This window comes from Desulfobacterales bacterium, from assembly GCA_034003325.1.
In the GTDB taxonomy this organism is placed as follows: Bacteria; Desulfobacterota; Desulfobacteria; order Desulfobacterales; family JAFDDL01; genus JAVEYW01.
The window spans coordinates 288,207-307,195 of record JAVEYW010000003.1 but is presented as its reverse complement, the minus strand read 5'-3'; the positions used below and the strand labels follow the sequence as shown (position 1 = coordinate 307,195).

Below are 18,989 nucleotides of genomic sequence, written 5' to 3'. Positions count from 1 at the left end.
TCATGAAATGGTTGTTACCGCGCCTCCGGTGTTTTCAAGATATACGGATGCCAGCAGCATGGTCGCCAACGGACAGGTAAACAAAAATCCGACAAAAATAGAGCCGCCGACTGCTGTGATGCCCAGGTAAAGCACGACCAGCACGATGTGATCCACAATCTGCCCTTTGATCGCCATTTGATAGCTTTCTTTTATGGCGTCCATCAGCCCCAATCCTTTGTCGGTCATCAGCGGTATCATATAGAGGCAGCAGAAGGAAAGCGCCAGTATGATCAATAACCCGGGCAGGACCAGCAGCATGAAACCGATCATGACCGCGATGCCAGTAACGATGCCGAATAATAATAACGGGACAAAAAGGCGCATCTGGGAAAAGATATCCTGAATTTTGGGTTCCCGGCCATCCCGAACCAGCAAAATGATGGCATGAATATATCCGGCCATGGTTACGGGGGCCAGCAGGCCGAAAGTCAGCGCGCTAACGACGGCCATGACCAATGTCATGAAAATAAGCGGAATAATATGTGACAGGGTGAGTTTCCAGGCGGTTTCCAAATGTGCTTTAAAATCCATACAAGGCCTCCAATCGTGTCTGCATTATGCGATAATCAATCCAACCGGCATTCGGGAATCTTTACTGTTTGCATATGCATTACAGATACTAAAATGAGATGCAATTTACAAACTGAATTTGCCGCCTGGGGAAGAACCTTCAATTGCCGTTTTCGAAGGGAAGAGGGGGGCGGTATTCGATACGGATTAAAACTCTTCTTCAAAACACATCTCAAGCGTGATTTCACCATGCTCGCTTTGGCAAGGGACACCTAACACCGTCGCATCCGACGCGTGGGGAATCGTATGGTTTTTCCCCACAATGACCTGGGACAGGGAGGCTTTCAGGCTTTGCCCGGTCATCTCAAAAAGTTGAGTGGCTTGTCCGGAAATCATGTTTGTGATTTCGCCAAGTGCGTCCTTGATATCTTCGTTGAGCTCCGTCATCTGCTCTCCGAGCATTTTCGATACAACCGACAGAATGCACTTGGTCGGAAAGGTGATTGAAACGGTTCCGGAGACATCTCCCCGAAGCACGATGATGCTGGTGATTTCTCCCCTGGCGGTGGCATTCGACTTGACAAAGGGTTTTTGAATTTTTATCGAGAGCGCGCCGACCTTTTCAAGTATGTCCACGATTGCCTGAATAACGGGGTTTATGCGCTTGGCGTCCATTTACGGGCTCCGAAAGGTGCCTTATGGCAACACCTTAGAAAAAAGCACGCCCCCTCTTAGCTTTTTAAAGATCGGGGGGGCAGGTGATAGCACTGATGCAAGATAGCGTTAAGTGGCCGATACCATATGAAAGTGAATTCTATGGGTTGTTGTTTGGGATGTTAATTGAATTTAATCGTGAAAATCAATGGCTTTCCGGAATCCCCATCTTCTTTAAAAAGACCGCCATGGGGCAAAATTTAGTAATCCCATATTGAAGCAGATTTGCACCAACAAAAGCGGTAAAAAAATACCAATATGGATGCGCCCAGGTGCCCAGTGCAAGACTTACTAATATAAATGTCCCGGCAATGACGTGAACCCAATCTGTTACGATCATCATAATTCTCCTTTATCGGCGGGGTGTGAGACCGGTATTCGGTTTATCGCCAGCGCGCCGCCTTTTCCATTTCTTCTTCTCTCATTTTACAGGTGATGCACTTGGTTGTAACCGGTCGTGCCTGCAGGCGTTGAAAAGAGATATCCTCACCACAGGCTTCACATATGCCGTATGTTCCCTCCTCAATGGCCTCCAGCGCGTTTTCTATTTTTTTGATAAGCTTGCTTTCCCTGTCCCTTATTCTGAATAGTCGGCTTTGGTCCTCGTCATATGCCGCACGGTCCAAGGGATCGCTAATATCCTGAGCCTGCGCGCGGATACCCATGATGGTGTTTTCATTATGGCTCAGAAGATCCCTGAGCTGGTTGCGCAGTAAATTTTCAAGGTATTCAAGATGGTTCTTTTTCATCGGTTGTTCTTCGCCCCCCTATGACGATATCCTGCTGATGACGCTTGTAAGATGCCGCATATAATTAACCGGCCCAGGATGCAAGAATTTTTATGTGATGTACTGAAAAGCAATGGTTGTGCCATTTTATTGATATAATTATTATCTCAAAATTCTAAAATGTTATATTGTATGACAGTTGCTTTTTCGGTTATGGCGGCGCTTGTTGATGTGGTGCCGGCAAACGCCCCTTTTGCTTGATTCGCATGGGGATACTTATCAGCACATGATACGAACCAATAATTCCGATTAGATCTATTCAGGAACTCAAACTTCTTGTATTATGCTTCGTCAACGCACCTATTTTCTTTTATTTGAAAGAAAAAATTGGTAACAAGTCCGCCACGGAATAATTCGTCAGAATAATACTGTGAAACCGGAGAGAACGGATGCAAAGCTTTTTGGTCATTTCGACTGACACAGTTCAGGCAGAGGTTATCGGTTCCGCGTTAGGTGCGGCCAGTCATGTGGAGATTGTCCCCGACGGCCGGGAGGCGTTAAAGCGCCTTCATCAAAAACGATATGACCTGATGTTTTTCGACATAGAGCTGCTGATGTCCGAAATAGCGCCCAACGAGTTCCAAGAGGCGCTGAATCCGTTTACGCGGGAATATCCGCTTATTCCAATAATCGTCATGTCCCCCCAGCTGCTGATTCGGCAAGCCGTTATGGCAGTTAAAGCAGGGGTCTATGATTATCTGACCTATCCGCTTGAAGCTAGCGAGATTAATTATGTGGTGGATAGCTTAAAAGCATCCGTCATCATTCAATCCGAGCTTGATTATTTGCGGGAACAGTTTTGGAAGGCGGACGCCTTAGATTTCGTTCGAACCCAAAATGATCATATGCGTTCGGTATTTAATAAAATTCGTTCAGTGGCGCCCACGAAAACGCCCATCCTCATCATTGGCGAGACGGGAACGGGCAAAGGCCTGATTGCAAAGTTGATTCACGCACACAGCAACCGCAGCGGCGCGCAGTTTATCAGTGTCCACTGCGGCGCGATACCGGATACCCTGCTGGAAAGCGAGTTGTACGGGCATGAAAAGGGATCGTTTACGGGCGCTTCGAGAAGAAAGCTCGGCAAATTCGAGATTGCCAACAGCGGCTCGATTTTTCTGGATGAAATTGGCACGATCACGCCATCGGCGCAAATCAAGCTGCTTCAGGTTTTGCAGGACGGCACTTTCAGCCGAGTCGGCGGTGAAGGCTCACTCAAGACCAATGCCAGGGTGATATCGGCCTCAAACGCCGATTTAAAAAAAATGACGATGGATGGCCTGTTTAGAAAGGATCTGTACTATAGATTGAACGTTTTTCCGATTGAAATCCCTCCATTGCGGGAACGGATCGAAGATATTCCCCTTTTGGTTGAATTTTTTTTAAAAAAACTGAATCGGGAGTTCCAGAAAGATATTCACGGTGTGCATCCGCAAGTCCTTCATGCGTTTCGACAATATTCATGGCCGGGCAACATTCGGGAACTCGAAAATCTGATGGAACGAGCCTATATTTTAGAATCGTCCAGTCGGCTTACGCCGGATTGTTTCCCGAAGGAACTTTTTGATGATGACGGCCGGGCCGCTTTTTTTGCCGTGGATGAATCATTGCCGCTGGCCGAGGCAAGGCGGCAGGTTGTGGACAACTTTGAGCAACAATATTTAAAATCGTTAATGGCGAGAAATAACGGGAAAATAAATAAATCCGCAGGGGAAGCCGGTATCACCACCCGGCAACTTCATAAGCTGATGCTTCGGTATGGGTTGCGAAAGGAGGAGTTTAAACGATAATCAATGAATGTTCCGACGAGATTACGCTGTTTCGCCTCTTTTTTACAAAGTTTAAATTTTGGTACACCCTTTGCTTATGCATATCCGTAACAAGTGATAATAAATTCGAAAATAACGGATTTGGGCATGCGAAAAAAAAGGGGGAGCACGGAAACTCGTTTTCGGCATATCATCGGAATTATCATCCCGAATGCTTGGGATGCCGATGGTAAGGCGACTTCTTGGTCAATCGCGGCTTATAATGAAAAAACATATCAGATTGATATGCGCAATGAGATCGGTCGACGGGTTTTGGTGCATGCGGGGAAAAAAATAAAGCTATCCGGGAACATCAAAAAGAATGAAGGGAAGCCGGATATGATAAAAATCATGGAATATGAAATTATTGAAGAGGCCGATGCGTAAGCGACTCGGAACGTGAGCCCTACCATGAGCGCCACCCACGCCCTAAGCCGGCAAAGCCGGAAGCCGAGCGGTTGGGCTGCATGACGGCCAAAGACCTTCGCGGGTTATCGTTAAACTTTTAAGTCATTTTTTGAATAAATGCATTTAGTATGGCTTTTGCCTCTTCAGGTTGCGAATAAGCGGCCGTCTGAATGCCGGAACTCCCGGCAATCATGGCGGATAACGGGCGTTGATCTGTTGGTCGGTAAAGGCACAACACCGGCTTTTGTAAAGCCGTGGCCCATCCCAGTTCATATCCAACGCCTAAGGAAGGAATTGACACTTCGGCCACAACCAAATCGCAGTCAGCCAGCCATTTCATATCCCGGTCATGGATGAACGGGTCATTCGGACCGTCATCGCCTTTTTCCGTTAGCTCAAGATTGCCCACATGCTCCGTCAACACCTTGCCGAAAGTGCGTAAGAATTCGATCAGGGTCTCATACATGGCGGCATCATCCCTGCCGCCGCGGATTGACCCGGCAAAATAGATCTTCATTCGTTTTTTCCCTTTTCGTTCATATGAAGGTCTGAAAATTATTTATTCCGGCAGATTTTTTCTGTTTTCAGAACACCTTTACGATCGAAAGTCAAACTTGAAGATAACAATCATAGGCCTCAAGAAAAACCTTACAGCAGGAATCGTTTGCAATTAAATTATTGACAAATACGGGTTGTCTTGCGTTACATTTTAAAGAAAAAAATTGAATACGGAAACCCTTTGCTGCTAGGCCCTTTACCAGAAACAGGCACGCTTTTGCGTGTATATTCGCCGAAAGTGAAAGATGGCTTTTATGCATTCCAGCATCCGGCTTTGCCGGATTAGGCATTGGGTTCCGACTTACGAATAGTGATCCGTGTGATGTTTTTAAAAAACTTTCGGTAAAAAGAAACCGCCGGAGGGGTAAAATGTCGCATCGATATTTTCGGGGAAAGATCGAAAGGCTATTGTCGGGCGCGGATATTGAAATAGACGGCCCTGCACCTTGGGATATTCAGGTTCATAACCATAATTTTTATTCCCGGGTGACCGCTCAAGGCTCTCTCGGGTTAGGCGAGTCCTACATGGATGGATGGTGGGACTGCGAAAAACTGGACGAGTTTTTTTGCCGCATATTGAAGGCACGGCTGGACACACGGATTAAAACACTGACGGTGGTGCTGGACCTCTTGAGGGCGAAGCTCGTCAATCGGCAAAGTTTGAATCGTTCGTTTCAGGTGGCGCAACAGCATTATGATATCGGCGATCATTTGTACCGACACATGCTCGATAATCGGTTGATCTACAGCTGCGGCTATTGGAAAGACGCTGACACCCTTGATGATGCCCAAGCGGCGAAGCTGGGAATAGTGGCTGCGAAACTCAATCTGGCTCCCGGGATGCGGGTGCTTGATATCGGTTGTGGCTGGGGCGGCAGTGCTAAGTTTATCGCCGAGAGATACGGGGTTGAAGTGGTCGGCATTACGGTTTCCGAAAACCAGGCAGCGCATGGAAAAGCGATCTGCAAGGAATTGCCTGTTGAGATTCGCTTACAAGATTACCGAAACATAAAAGGCTCTTTTGACCGTATTTTTTCGATCGGCATGTTTGAACACGTCGGCTATAAAAACTATTCCGAGTTTTTCCGTGTCGCCAGGCGTTGCTTAAAGGAGAATGGGCTTTTTTTGCTCCACACCATCGGCAACGATCAATCCGTCTGCTGCAATGACCCGTGGATTGAGCGATACATTTTCCCGAATTCCTTGGTGCCTTCTGCCAAGCAGATTACCTCGGCCATTGAGGGCTTTTTTGTTATCGAGGATTGGCACAATTTCGGCGCCGATTATGACCGAACATTGATGCAGTGGTATCATAATTTTCTGGAAAACCAGTGTGTGTTGGCCTCTTGTTTTGATGATCGGTTTTTCAGAATGTGGTCGTATTATCTACTTTCCTGCGCCGGTTCGTTTCGCGCCAGAAGAAATCAAGTGTGGCAGATTGTCCTGTCGGCAAACGGCGTGCCCGGAGGCTATAACTCTCCGCGGTAACAACCGTATTTCATTCTGATTTTCTCAAAACACCTGCTGCATGCCAATTAGAAAGGATGGGCCGGTTTGCGATCAGGCATCCTTAAATAAATTATAATATTTAAGCACTTGCTGAATATATTGCTGAGTTTCGGGATAGGGGGGAATCCCATTGTATTGGTCCACGGCGCCGGGACCGGCATTATACGCGGCAAGCGCCAAGCGCAGCGTGCCCTTGTAGCGATTCAGCATTTCTTTAAGATACTGGGAGCCGGCCATGATATTTTCCCAGGGATCAAAGGGATCAGAGATATTCAGCATCTTGAAATTATCGGGCATGATTTGCATCAGTCCCATGGCGCCTTTTTTGGATACAGCCTTTGGGTTGAAACCGGATTCTGCTTTAATGACCGCTTTCAACAGAGAGAAGGAAACACCATGCAACGCCGATGCTTGGGTGATCAGATGATCATAACATGTCGTAGACCGGGTATTTGATGGCTCAGGGTCCCTTTCCTTCAAAAATAATTGATATTTTGGCGAGGTAGGGACATTGGTGAAGTGAAAAACCCCATTTTGGTCACGGTACATGTAAATATCCGCATGCACGGGGGGGGGCGTAGCGAAGAACATCCATCCAGCCGCTAAAACACTCATTACCGTATGTTTGAGATGCCGCAATGTAAAGTGCCCCCGTTCAATACAATGCTTGCACGGACTCGATTCCAATAAAATAAAACCTTCATAGCACATGCTTTTTAACACAGCAAGAAGTGCTTTTCTTTTTATATCAATTTATTAACAATTTTTGGGTTTTTAATGAAAATCGGGTTATAAACACACCCCTTTCTTTTTGCTTCCACTGAGGTGATATGCTGAACGAATTGAGGAATAACATCAAAACCACACATTATTTTCAACTGCGCTGATTTACAGCAAATTATTGTCTATCCTTGACACAATACCTACAAACCAAGCATAATAGCAGAACATGCATTAGCTTGGTTACCTTTCTCATTAAGCGGATCGGCTGTTGACCGCAACCGATTGTCTTTCACGTCAAAGGAGGTTTCCCATGGACAAGATTTTGAGAATCGATATGGGGGCCACCGGTGGTCCCGCTTATCGCGTTGAGCCGCTGGGGGCTTACACCGGTTTGGGTGGCCGTGCCATGACTTCGGCCATCGTGGCCGGCGAGGTCCCACCCCTTTGCCATCCACTGAGTGCGGACAATAAGCTTGTCATTGCACCCGGACTTCTAAGCGGATCAACTGCAGCCATGTCTGGCCGCATCTCGGTGGGTTGTAAGAGCCCGTTAACCGGCGGCATCAAGGAGGCCAACTCCGGGGGGCAGCCTTCCCAGATGCTGGGCCGCCTTGGCTATGCTGCCATCGTATTGGAAGGCAAACCGGCTGATGACACTTTGTACAAAGTGGTGATCTCGCCGGGCGGGGTTACCATCACTGCGGACAGCAGCTTGAAGATGATGGGTAATTACGCTGTCGTGGAAAAAATGAAGGCCGAGTTCGGCGACAAGATCGCCTGCATCTCTATCGGCCAGGCCGGTGAGATGAAACTGTCCGCGGCCTCTGTTGCCTTTACCGATATCGAGCTACGGCCGACCCGGCATGCTGCTCGGGGCGGTGTTGGGGCCGTGATGGGTGCCAAAGGCGTCAAGGTCATCGTGGTGGACGATTCCGGTCTGAAAACGCGAAAACCGGCTGATCCGGATAAGTTTAAGGAAGCCAACAAGCGTTTTGTGGAAGGGCTGCGCAGACATCCGGTCACCGGGCAGGGGTTACCGGATTATGGCACCAATGTGCTGCAAAACGTGATCAATGAGGCTGGGGGACTTCCCACACGCAACTTTACTTCTGGCCGCTTCGAGGGCTGCGCCAAGATCTGCGGAGAAACCCAGGCTGAGTTGGAAAACCAGCGCGGCGGCAAAGGGTCTGCTACCAACGGGTGTCACCGGGGCTGCGTGATCCGCTGCTCAGGAACGTTTTTCGACCAAAACGGAGTTTATGTTACCAAACAGCCCGAATATGAAACGGTTTGGGCTCACGGCAGTAACTGCGGCATCGACGATTTGGATGTCATTGCCCAACTGGACCGCTTGGATGATGACTTTGGCATTGATACTATTGAAATGGGGGCCACTATCGGCGTGGCCATGGAAGGGGGCTTGGCCAAATTCGGCGATGCCGAGGCGGCCATCCGTCTGGTCAAGGAAGTGGGCCAGGGAACGGCCCTGGGTCGGATTTTGGGCAGCGGCGCTGCGGTAACCGGCCAGGTTTTTGGCGTAGAGCGCATCCCCGTAGTTAAGCGCCAGGCCATGCCGGCTTATGACCCACGCGCCGTTCAGGGCATCGGCGTGACCTATGCCACTTCCACCATGGGTGCCGATCACACGGCCGGCTACGCCGTGACAGCCAACATCCTCGGGGTCGGCGGCTCGGTGGATCCGCTCAAACCTGTTGGACAGGTCGAGCTGTCGCGCAACCTGCAGATTGCCACCGCAGCCATCGATTCCACCGGTATGTGCCTGTTCATCGCCTTTGCCATTCTCGATCAGGCCGACACCTTCCAGGCCCTGCTTGATGTAATCAGCACCTTTACAGGCGCGTCCTTGACCGCTGACGACGTGACGGCCCTGGGCCAAAAAGTGCTAAAAATGGAGCGAACCTTCAATGAAAAAGCCGGTTTTTCCAACAAGGACGACAGATTGCCCACATTTTTCCAGAAGCAACCGTTGCCGCCCCACAACGTCGTTTTTAATGTCTCGGACGAGGAACTGGACCAGGTCTTCAATTTTTAATGGCATCGCGTTGCGATTTCGTTAGCACTTGTTTTGTTATAACGAGGAGTCCCGTTGCGGGGCTCCTTTTTCGGGCGTGAGGCGGTATGGTGTTTATTTTACATTCAATTTTAGTCAAAAAAGACAAATATGCTTCATTCCGGCCTATCCCGGTTGGCTTAGAACATTATGGCCATTAGCGTATCCATTGATTTAAGCAAATCTCCGGAGCTGGTTTCCTGTTTTCATCTGTTGGTGTTAAAAGGCGTGATCCTAACCACCGCCGCCGGCATCACGGTGCGCCGTTTATTGTGCGACCAGATCGGCATTGAGCCTGATTATCTGGAAAACGGCATCCAAACCATCTTGCTGGACGGCAAGGCCGTGGACAACCTTGATGAAACCGTTGTCCACGATGGCGCGGTGCTGGCCTTAAGTGCCGCCATGCCGGGACTGGCCGGTGCGGTATTGCGAACCAAAGGAATACTGCGGGGTCTGCGGCGGGAAATCTCAATGGACAATCCGGCCTTGAATCACGAGGCTGGACCGGCAAATGTAACCGTCAAGCTTTTTAACCGTGTTCTTCAGGATTTGGGTGCCCGTCTGCTTTGCCGGGGAGTCACTGTGACCGGAAAAGATCTGCTGAACCGGCTGACCGGCTGTCGACAAGAACTGAGAGACGGCGGTGCTGTCCTCCTGCTTGAGGGACAACCCGCAGATTTTGAAATAATCAAAAGTTGCCTTTGTACCGAACAATCTGTCCGGTTGCAAATTGTGACCAGCGGTTGAACCGCTTGTGTTTATGACGGTCCATGCCTGTATCAAACGGTTTGCCCTATACAACATTTAGCTGAAAAGTATCGGCTGCTGATATTTTTATTCAGATTGTTGACCTAAAATGTATGGCCCGTTCCTGCAGCGGGCAGCGCTTTCGGTCGAAAATGCCGAAGTCGGTAACCGAAAAATTCACAGCGCGCTTCAGGAACGGGAAGGTTCTGGCGTGGGCCTAGTAAAGAGAAAAGCTCTTCCAGGGTTCACTAAGTTCCAAATTAAGCGGCTCATCCTTAAAGATCTCAGGAGGCATTTCTTTGAGATCCGGAGCGATAATCGGCTTAAACGCCATTTGGCTGAAAATGTCATTTTCCAGGTTTACGCCCGGTGCTATCTCCTTGAGGACCAGACCTTCCGTGCTGTAATGAAAAACGGCTCGCTCGGTGATAATGACCGTTGGGATGTCCCCAGGATTGACATAATCCCAGTTGAGTGTCACCTGGTCAACCTGATCGACGAATTTAATGATAGGCCCGTTTTTCACAATTCGCACTTTTCCGTTCTCGATCTTGATATCCGACTTGCCAGCGGTAAACGCCCCGGCATTGATGCGTTTTTTCGCTCGGGGAAAAACGTTCAAATAGCCGCCCACGCCGGGAATGCGCATGCTGAGCTTGCTCACGTTTACGTTTCCTTTGCTGTCGATCTGTGCAAAGCCCACGCAGCTTACGTCATTTCCACCGCCGTCATAGAGGTCCATTTGGCTGACCTGGTCGATAATGGCGTCGGGATTGCTGGCGGTGTTGAATTGAAGCGCGTATCCGGGAACGCCGCCGATCATTCCGGCTTCCACGGACAGTACGATTTTATCAAAAACTTTTTCCTCCCATGCGACGGAGGATACAAACTCGGGCATTCCCGCCCCCAGGTTCACCACTTCGCCCGGGCAGAGCTCGAGAAGGGCGCGGCGGGCAACCACCTTTTCAGCACATAAATCCACCGGCCGAAGGCCGATATCGGGGACCTTTATCTCGCCGCTACGAGCGGGGTTGTACTGTTCTCTCCATGTCATCCAATGGTTTTCCGGTTTGGCGACGACCACGCCGTCGACCAGGATACCCGGTACTTTCACATGGCTGGGGTTGAGAGCTCCCTTTTTCGTGATCCGTTCCGTCTGAGCGATGACCTTTCCGCCGCAGTTATGGGTTGCCATTGCCATGGGCAGGATTAAAAGCGAGCCGGCTTCCTTTTCCATTGTCGAATTACCGAACTCATCGACGGTGGTGACCTTGATCAGAGCAACATCGATATGGATAGGCTTGTAGTGGAGCCATGTCTTACCATCTATCTCGATAAGTGAGGTATAGCTTTCCTTCGAAATAGAGTTCATGCGACCGCCTTCAAGGCGCGGGTCCACAAACGTTCCCAGTCCGACGTGGGTGATCAAACCGGGCCGCTTGCCAGCAACTTCTCTGAGCTGCTGAGCCATGGCGCCCACGGGGAGCATATACGCCTCCACCTTTTCCTCAAGGATCATTTTTCCCAGTCCGGGCGTCAGGTTGAAATAGGGCCCAATGATCTTTTTGACCATTCCTTCATGAGCAAAATGGTCGAAGCCTCTGCCGCGCGTATCCCCGGCGCCGCCGGGTATAAACAAGGTCAGGTCCCTCGGATGGCCCGTTTTTAAGAAACTTTCTTTTAGCGCGATGAACAGTTCCTCCGGCGCCATAAAACTAAAACCGCTACCCGTTACCGTATCTCCGTCACGGACCAGCTTCGGTACGTCCTCTACCGACATTAACTTTTTCATGCGTTCTCCTTGGTGCTTTTTCATAATGTAAAATGGAAACCGGACCTGTTGCGCAACGCCGATAACGGCAAAAAATTGCGTGACAAGTTCGGAGTTGCGCCATATTACGGTCAACCGCGACCGGTTTTCCCGTAAAGCCGCGTCGGCCGGCCCTGTCACCAATGAACAGGCGTTTTATCGCCGGCCGTCACGTTTTCTTCAGTTCCTATTCACCCTGTACGATCAGGGAGCCGGTAACACCGCCCGCGCCGCAGGCTGATGCGACGCCGTATTCACCCGGTTTCAGAATGTTTGCCAGATGCAGGGTGAGTCTCGCGCCGGTATAGCCCGTGGGATGGCCCAGGGAGATGCCGCTTCCGTGCATGTTGGTCTTTTCCCAGGGAATGCCCGCTTCGTTGATGCAGATGCAGTTGACGACCGCAAAGGCTTCGTTGATTTCAAAAGCGGTAATATCATCTATGGTCAATCCCATTTTTTTGAGATGTTTGGGAACGGTCACCGCAGGTCCCTCAGGAAAGTATCCCGGCTCTACGCCATAGAACATGTAATCCACGACATGAGCCATGGGTTTGAGACCCAGCTCATTTGCCTTCTTTCGGGTCATCATGACCATGGCGCCCGCACCGTCCGTGACGCCAGAAGACTGTCCGGCCGTGATGGTTCCATCTTTTTTAAAGGCGGGGGCAAGCTTGCTCATGCTTTCCAGGCTTACATCGGGCCTCAGGCACTCATCTTTTGCAAAAAGGATCTCCGGGGTCTTCTTTGTGGCCGGAATGGTGATGGGCACGACTTCGTTGTTAAAGACGCCGTCTTCCCAAGCCTTGACGGCCCTTCTGTGGCTGTCGTAACCGATTTGATCCTGTTGCTCTCTGGTGAGTTTGTATTTCACGGCCGTTTGCTCGGCGGTCAATCCGGGACTGAGGCCGCAAAACGGGCAGATAAGATACAAGAATCCGTCCTCAATCTTGATGTCAGTCAGTCTGAAACCCTGCCAACGAGCGTTTCGCAGGATATGAGGAATATTGCTCATGCTTTCCATGCCGCCCACAACAATGACCTCGGCGTCTCCCACGCGAAGGGCCTGGGTCGCGAGGGAAACAGCCTTCAAACCGGCTGCGCAGACCTTGTTGACCGTATGGGCGGGTTTCGCAATGGGAACGCCCCCTTTTAGGGCGGCTGTTCTGGCCGGGTTTGTTCCCGTCCCATCCTGGCGCGTATGGGACATGATCACTTCATCCACTATCTCCGGATCGATTCCGGCTCTCTCGATAGCGGCTCGAATCGCCGCGGCGCCAAGATCATACACTTTAAAATCTCTCAGGGTACCACCAAATCGGCCGATAGGAATTCGAACGGCACTAACGATGACACAATCTTCTAATTTTAACATTAAAGCGTCCTCCTTATCATCATTGTATGTAGCATGTGATTGTTCAACAGGTTTTAAGCTGTTTTTCATTTGGTTTATGCGATATTGCGATTGATTGGTCTTGGCTTCCTTTTATTCATTTCATTAATAGATATCCATCCGGTTCAGCCGATATAGCCGCGACCGAATACCGGCACCTATCCTATAATTAGGACATGAACTTGCTTTCATATAGAAAAATATTGACAATTGCAATAAATAATCAGGCCGAAGCTCACCCCCGACATGTCGGGGCGGGTTTCGGCCTGATCAGCATAGGCGGATACGCGCGGATAAATTGGCGCGGAATTAACGTGATGCGCTGTGAATGCTTTAGAAACAGGCCTTAAGGGCCGGTTTCGGGCACTGCCGTTTACCGATTTCCTACTTATTGGCGCGGGTCTCTACCAGGGTATCCACCACGCCGGGGTCGAGCAGCGTGGAGGTGTCGCCGAATCCGGCGGATATCTCGTTGGCGGCGATTTTGCGCAGAATGCGGCGCATGATCTTGCCGGAACGAGTCTTTGGCAGACCGGGTGCCCACTGAATGAAATCCGGACTGGCAATGGGGCCGATTTCTTTACGCACTAGTGTCACCAATTCTTTGCGCAGCGCATCGGTAGGTTCCACCCCGGCGTTCAGAGTCACGTAGGCGTATATTCCCTGGCCCTTGATCTCGTTCGGGTAGCCGACCACCGCGGCCTCTGCGACCAGAGGGTGCAGCACCAGGGCGCTCTCCACCTCGGCGGTGCCCATGCGATGCCCGGAGACATTGATGACGTCGTCGATGCGACCGGTGATCTGATAGTCGCCGTCCGCGTCGCGATTGGCTCCGTCGCCGCTGAAATAGTATCCGTCATACTGCACGAAATAGGTTTGACGAAAACGGTCAGCGTCACCGTAAACACCGCGCATCTGACCGGGCCAGGGCCGTTTGATGCATAAGGCGCCGCTGGCCACGCCTTCTAGAAGGGTTCCCTTTTCGGAATCCACAATCACCGGTTCCACGCCGAAAAACGGGGTGGTGGCCTTGCCTGGCTTCATGTCGATAGCACCGGGAAGGCCGGTGATCAGGATACCCCCGGTCTCCGTCTGCCACCAAGTGTCCACGATGGGGCACTTGGAGCGGCCGGGCAGTTCGAAATACCACTTCCATGCCTCGGGGTTGATCGGCTCGCCGACGGTGCCCAACAGACGCAAACTGTCCAGTTTATCCAACCGATCTGTGATGAAGGCGTTGCCCTGGGCGGCAATGGCGCGGATCGCCGTCGGGGCGGTGTACAGCACGTTGACCTTGTGCTTGCCGACGATGTCCCAAAAGCGACCGGCGTCCGGGTAATTTGGCACGCCTTCGAACATCAGGGAGATGGCGCCGTTGCACAGGGGCCCATAGACAATGTAACTGTGCCCCGTCACCCAGCCGATGTCGGCGGTACAGAAGTAGACGTCACCGTCGTGATAGTCGAAAACGTATTTGTGGGTCAGGCTGGTATACACCAGGTAGCCGCCGGTGGTGTGCATGACCCCCTTGGGCTTACCCGTGGATCCAGAGGTGTAGAGAATGAACAGCGGGGCTTCAGCGTCCATCTGCTCGGGCACACAATCTGCGCTGGCTTTGTCCACCGCCTCCTGAAACCAGAAGTCGCGGCCCGGCTGCATGGTGGGTGTCAAATCGGAGCCGACGTGATTCACCACCGCGCAGGCCTTAAGGGTTGGACACTGTGCCATGGCCTGATCGGCCTGGACCTTCTGGTCTACCAGTTTTTTACCCCGGTAGTAACCGTCGCAGGTTATCAGGAAGATGGAACCGCAGTCCTGAATACGGTCCTTCAGGGCGTCTGCGGAAAACCCGCCGAATACGATGGAATGAATTGCGCCGATGCGGGTGCACGCCAGCATGGCGATGGCCAACTCGGGGATCATCGGCAGATAGATGGAGACGACGTCGCCCTTTTTAATGCCCCGGCCCTTAAGCACGTTGGCGAAGCGGCACACTTGGTCATGGAGTTGCTGGTAAGTCAGCGTCCTGTCATCCGAGGGCTCGTTGCCTTCCCAGAGAATGGCGACCTGGTCGCCCCGGCTTGCCAGGTGCCGATCGAGGCAGTTGTAGCTGACATTCAGCTTGCCGCCCTCGAACCACTTTACGTATACCTCGTCCTTGGAGTATTTGTAGTCCTGCACCTTGTCCCACTTCTTAAACCACGTCACCTGCTGCTCGGCCATTCGTGCCCAAAATCCGTCGCTGTTTTCGATGGACTCCTTGTACAGCGCGGCGTACTCCTTGCGGCTTTTGATCCAAGCCTGACTGCGGAAATGATCTGGAACCGGGTAGACTTCCTTCAAGGGTGTGTCCGACATGCCGACCTCCTTTTCCAAGTGAGAGGAATGGGTTTGAGATAACAACTTGCTTTTTATATATAAAAAAAAGAGAAATTGCAACAGCCAATCAGGCGGGGGGCGAATAAATGGCAGCAGAATTAACGTGTTGCCGTATTAATATTTCAGTCGATCCGCGCCGCCGAGGAAGTCGTTGATAATTTTTTTCTGAATGGCATCGATGCGAATAAAAGCCTCCTTGACCATCGCCTCCTCCATGTAGCGAATGTTGTCGATGGCCATGCAGTTATCCGGATGTTGGCCGGCTGAGGATTTTATGAGCTGGGCCTTAAGGCGCAGATGCAACAGCACGTCGTAGGCAGCGGATATCGCCTCATATTCGGTAGGCTCAAGAACGTTTTTTGCAACCAGCGCTTCAATCCGCTCCAGGGTGCCGGTCTGGTAGATCCGGTGACGCAATGCGTAGAGCCTGGCAAACCCAACTATCGGCAGCATGGTTTCCTTGAGATTGAGTTGCCCGGCCTCCCTGGGTGGGCCGCCACTTTTGATAATTTTTCCCAGCAGCCTGAAGGGCGGTTTGAACAGAAGGGCGTTGCGGGCGAGGTGGGGCAAAAAACTGGGCCGTTCGTCCAGGACCTGATTGATGAAGGCGCGCAGTTCGTGAGCCAGTGTGGCTTCGCCATAGATCGGCCGGAAATCGAGACAAATGCTGAATTCAAGCAGCGCTTTTGCTTCTGCTTTTGCGATCCAATTGGCGGAATGCGCCTTCCAGACGGAAAGAGGTTTACACCAGTGCGGGTTGCTTGCCATCACTTTGCCATTACAGAAGGGGTAGCCTGCGCGGTTTAGCCAAAAACAAACTTTTTCGCCAAGCGCGAGAAAATATGTTGCGGCCGCTTCCTCGGATAATCCCTCCGGACGCTCATAGATGAGGGCATTGTCCTGATCGGTCACGAGGGTTTGTTCGCTTCTCCCCTGGCTGCCCATGGCAATGAAAGTGAAGGGTGCAGGAGCCGGTCCCAGGTCCCGCATCGCCAGCTCGATGAATCGGATGGTGGCCGCATCGCAGACCGCTGAGATCATGTGGGTCAGGGTGCGGGGGGGGACCCCTGCTTGGGCCATCATCCCTGTTTTTGGCAAAAGCTGCTCACAGGCCAGGAAGACTTCAGCCGGTTTCGTTGCTTCGGCAATCTCGGCCCGCAGGGGGCTCAGGCCGACTCGATGGTCTTTCAGGGTCGCGGTCACGGTCACGGTCGATGCGCCTTTGAAACCGTCGCCGGCCAAGAGAAGTGCCAAGGCGGCTCTCAGCTCTTCAACTCGTTTTTTTTCTTCTTTTTCCCGACGCATGGTGTCGGTTGCATCCTGAATCAGGCCATCGATGGCGACCGGCTTAGCATCCTCGCTGCGCACCAAAATAGCGGACAGGGAAAGAATTCGAATTCCGCCGTTCGCGAGTATTTGCTGATGATAATGGTCGGCAACGACCCCTGCCCCACGCAAGATTTTCCGAAAGCCGGTATACTCGGCATCATCATCGAAAAAGGCGGCAAGAGAGGAACCCCCTTCTCCTGGTTCTTGTCCGGAGTGGAGCAGTGACTGCGCGGTTTTATTCATGGCGACCATCGTGCCGAGTCGGTCCGCCCGTGCCCGGAAGATGCCGATAGCCGCATTGTTTGCGGCAAGCCCTAACCGTCGAATCGAATCCGCTTCCGCCCGTTCCGGTAAGACTTCCTTGACCAGCAGGATGATTCCCCGATGGTCGGCTAGTGAAATCGGATTGAGCGTGATAAGACAATTCACGGTTGCTCCGCCGGCACGGGTTATCGTGGCTGCAAAATTTCCGGCCTCGACTGTCTCCCGGTCGAGATGGCGCAGGATCTCTTCGTTTTCCGGGAATTCCGGTAAAAGGTCGGTCAACTTCAACAATTCGAGCCGCTCGTCTGTGTATCCGGTCAGCCGGAGGAGGGTCGGGTTGCCGTAGCGACAGCGGCCTTCCAGCACCAAAAGGGTTCCTTCCGTGGTCGCTTCAACCAGGGAGCGATAGCGTTCTTCCGCTTCCCGCAAATCTTCTTGAGCTTCCCGGCGTTTTTTTGCGACCCCGAGGCTCTGCCGAATGTTGAACAGCAGCAGAAACAGAACCAGGAGGGTGATGGCGGCAAGACTAATAATCAGACTCCGCTCGATGCGCCGAATCTCCTCTATGACATCGTCTATGTACATGCCGGTGCCGATAATCCAGCCCCAGGGGGAAAAACCGCTGACATAGGATTCTTTTGCGGCAAGCCGTGTCGGATCATCCTTCCACTGCCAGACGTAGTCGACAAAGCCCTTGCCATGGGTTTGTACCAGTTGGGCGAACTCAACGAAGATGCGGACCCCTCGCGGATCGGTGAAATCGGCTACGTCGGTGCCATTGAGGTCCGGGCGATAGGGATGCATGAGAATACGCGGCTTCATGTCCTGAATCCAGAAGTAGTCCTTGCCCTCCTTGCCGTAGCGGAGAACAGCGATATCGGCCATGGCCTTTTTCCGGGCTTGGTCACCGGTGAGCAGACCTGCCGCTTCGTCCTGTCTGGCTGCGGCAAGCAGGCTTGTGGCGGTGTTGGTCAGCTCGCGGATCATGTCGCGCTTGCGGTCGACAAGGAGTTTTTCAATGGAAGGCAGGATCATCCCCCAGACGGTTACGATAAAAAGAACGATGGCCAGCAAAGACGGCAAGACCAGACTGAAGCGGTGAAAGGACCACGTCCGGGGGCGTTGCGGTTTCCTTGAACGATCATCGGCATTCTCTGACTGCTGCACGGTTTCGGGCGACGGTGCGGTGATGATCAGGTGAATGAAATTTTTCCAGACATCGTTAGCCAGATCAATCCCGAGCGCAGTTTTTTCTTTGTCGAAGCCATGAAAGTCCGTTCCTGCAGTAAGCACAAAACCAAGCTGTCCGGCAAGTTCGGAAATCATCACTCGCGTTTCATCCGGAATTGTCTTGTCGGGCAGTTCGACCCCGTCAAGGTCTAAATCTTGCAATTGAGTCAGGAGCCGGGTTAAATCCGTTGGTTCCGTCGTATATACATGCGGATGCGCCAGAAAGGCCTTTCCGCCGGCGCGATGCACCAGTTCGATAGCCGTTCCGGCCTGAACTCGTCCTGCCGGGGTGACACCTAGTGGGGGAATCCCACCCCACTTCAGCGGCAATTGTGAGGGCATGCGTCTTAAAGGCCCTTGCTTACGCGCCAAGCGTTCCTGGCGCAGAAAGGAAAGTGTTGCCGATAATTCCGGGTGATGACGATCAAAGCCGTAGGCAAGGAGGTGGATTTCGCGGCCATTCAGCTCGGCTGTGATCTCGACCCCCGCAACAAAACCGATGTTGTGCCGCCTAAGGGCTTCGTGAAAACCGGGCAGACCGTCTGTGCTATCGTGATCGGTCAGGGCCGCGAATTCGACCCCTGCCTTTGCCAACCGGGCCGCCAGCAGCTCCGGGGTGAGTTCGCCGTCGCTGAAGACAGAGTGACAATGCAGATCAACCCGTGTGCTCTGTTTCATGGCCGATTGTCTCCTCTCTTTATCAGAC

At 51.8% G+C, this 18,989-nt stretch carries 15 protein-coding genes; 5 read left to right on the top strand and 10 right to left on the bottom strand.

What is annotated here, in order from left to right; translation table 11 throughout:
* The 4 genes from RBT11_04985 to dksA form a co-directional block, all read right to left on the bottom strand.
* The gene (locus RBT11_04985; protein MDX9786102.1) at window positions 1–573 is read right to left on the bottom strand and encodes a hypothetical protein; all 573 of its coding nucleotides are present in this window, start codon (window positions 571–573) and stop codon (window positions 1–3) included.
* 186 nt (window positions 574–759) lie between these two features.
* Window positions 760–1,227, bottom strand: a complete 468-nt coding sequence (locus tag RBT11_04980) for a chemotaxis protein CheX (protein MDX9786101.1) — start codon at window positions 1,225–1,227, stop codon at window positions 760–762.
* Between the two features lie 184 nt (window positions 1,228–1,411).
* The gene (locus tag RBT11_04975; GenBank protein ID MDX9786100.1) at window positions 1,412–1,609 is read right to left on the bottom strand and encodes a DUF2892 domain-containing protein; all 198 of its coding nucleotides are present in this window, start codon (window positions 1,607–1,609) and stop codon (window positions 1,412–1,414) included.
* 40 nt (window positions 1,610–1,649) lie between these two features.
* Window positions 1,650–2,015 carry an RNA polymerase-binding protein DksA gene (gene dksA / locus RBT11_04970; GenBank protein ID MDX9786099.1) on the bottom strand — a complete coding sequence of 122 codons (366 nt, stop codon included), beginning with the start codon at window positions 2,013–2,015 and terminating at the stop codon, window positions 1,650–1,652.
* A gap of 428 nt (window positions 2,016–2,443) precedes the next feature.
* On the opposite strand from dksA, the gene RBT11_04965 reads away from it, so the two are divergent.
* Window positions 2,444–3,844, top strand: coding sequence for a sigma-54 dependent transcriptional regulator (locus RBT11_04965; GenBank protein ID MDX9786098.1), 1,401 nt, complete (start codon window positions 2,444–2,446; stop codon window positions 3,842–3,844).
* A 126-nt stretch (window positions 3,845–3,970) separates the two neighbouring features.
* Window positions 3,971–4,249: a hypothetical protein gene (locus tag RBT11_04960; protein ID MDX9786097.1), complete on the top strand. Its 279-nt coding sequence runs from the start codon at window positions 3,971–3,973 to the stop codon at window positions 4,247–4,249.
* Between the two features lie 118 nt (window positions 4,250–4,367).
* On the opposite strand, the gene RBT11_04955 is transcribed toward RBT11_04960, so the two are convergent.
* Window positions 4,368–4,787 (bottom strand): nucleoside 2-deoxyribosyltransferase, encoded by a 420-nt coding sequence (locus RBT11_04955; GenBank protein MDX9786096.1) that lies wholly within the window; start codon window positions 4,785–4,787, stop codon window positions 4,368–4,370.
* Window positions 4,788–5,197: 410 nt separating this feature from the next.
* Between RBT11_04955 and cfa the strand changes: the two genes are divergently transcribed.
* On the top strand, window positions 5,198–6,316 hold the full coding sequence (gene cfa / locus RBT11_04950; GenBank protein MDX9786095.1) for a cyclopropane fatty acyl phospholipid synthase: 1,119 nt from the start codon (window positions 5,198–5,200) through the stop codon (window positions 6,314–6,316).
* A gap of 72 nt (window positions 6,317–6,388) precedes the next feature.
* Here cfa and RBT11_04945 read toward each other — a convergent pair whose 3' ends face one another.
* Window positions 6,389–6,928 carry a lytic transglycosylase domain-containing protein gene (locus RBT11_04945; GenBank protein ID MDX9786094.1) on the bottom strand — a complete coding sequence of 180 codons (540 nt, stop codon included), beginning with the start codon at window positions 6,926–6,928 and terminating at the stop codon, window positions 6,389–6,391.
* A gap of 442 nt (window positions 6,929–7,370) precedes the next feature.
* Between RBT11_04945 and RBT11_04940 the strand changes: the two genes are divergently transcribed.
* Together RBT11_04940 and RBT11_04935 are read left to right on the top strand one after the other, a co-directional pair.
* On the top strand, window positions 7,371–9,113 hold the full coding sequence (locus tag RBT11_04940; GenBank protein ID MDX9786093.1) for an aldehyde ferredoxin oxidoreductase C-terminal domain-containing protein: 1,743 nt from the start codon (window positions 7,371–7,373) through the stop codon (window positions 9,111–9,113).
* Window positions 9,114–9,281: 168 nt separating this feature from the next.
* Window positions 9,282–9,881 (top strand): hypothetical protein, encoded by a 600-nt coding sequence (locus tag RBT11_04935; GenBank protein MDX9786092.1) that lies wholly within the window; start codon window positions 9,282–9,284, stop codon window positions 9,879–9,881.
* Between the two features lie 217 nt (window positions 9,882–10,098).
* Here RBT11_04935 and RBT11_04930 read toward each other — a convergent pair whose 3' ends face one another.
* The 4 genes from RBT11_04930 to RBT11_04915 form a co-directional block, all read right to left on the bottom strand.
* Window positions 10,099–11,673, bottom strand: a complete 1,575-nt coding sequence (locus tag RBT11_04930) for a CoA-transferase (protein ID MDX9786091.1) — start codon at window positions 11,671–11,673, stop codon at window positions 10,099–10,101.
* Between the two features lie 205 nt (window positions 11,674–11,878).
* On the bottom strand, window positions 11,879–13,063 hold the full coding sequence (locus RBT11_04925; GenBank protein ID MDX9786090.1) for a thiolase family protein: 1,185 nt from the start codon (window positions 13,061–13,063) through the stop codon (window positions 11,879–11,881).
* A gap of 402 nt (window positions 13,064–13,465) precedes the next feature.
* Entirely contained in the window at window positions 13,466–15,439 is a 1,974-nt protein-coding gene (gene acs, locus RBT11_04920) for an acetate--CoA ligase (protein ID MDX9786089.1), read from the bottom strand.
* Window positions 15,440–15,574: 135 nt separating this feature from the next.
* Entirely contained in the window at window positions 15,575–18,961 is a 3,387-nt protein-coding gene (locus RBT11_04915) for a DUF294 nucleotidyltransferase-like domain-containing protein (GenBank protein ID MDX9786088.1), read from the bottom strand.
* Window positions 18,962–18,989 lie beyond the last annotated feature (28 nt).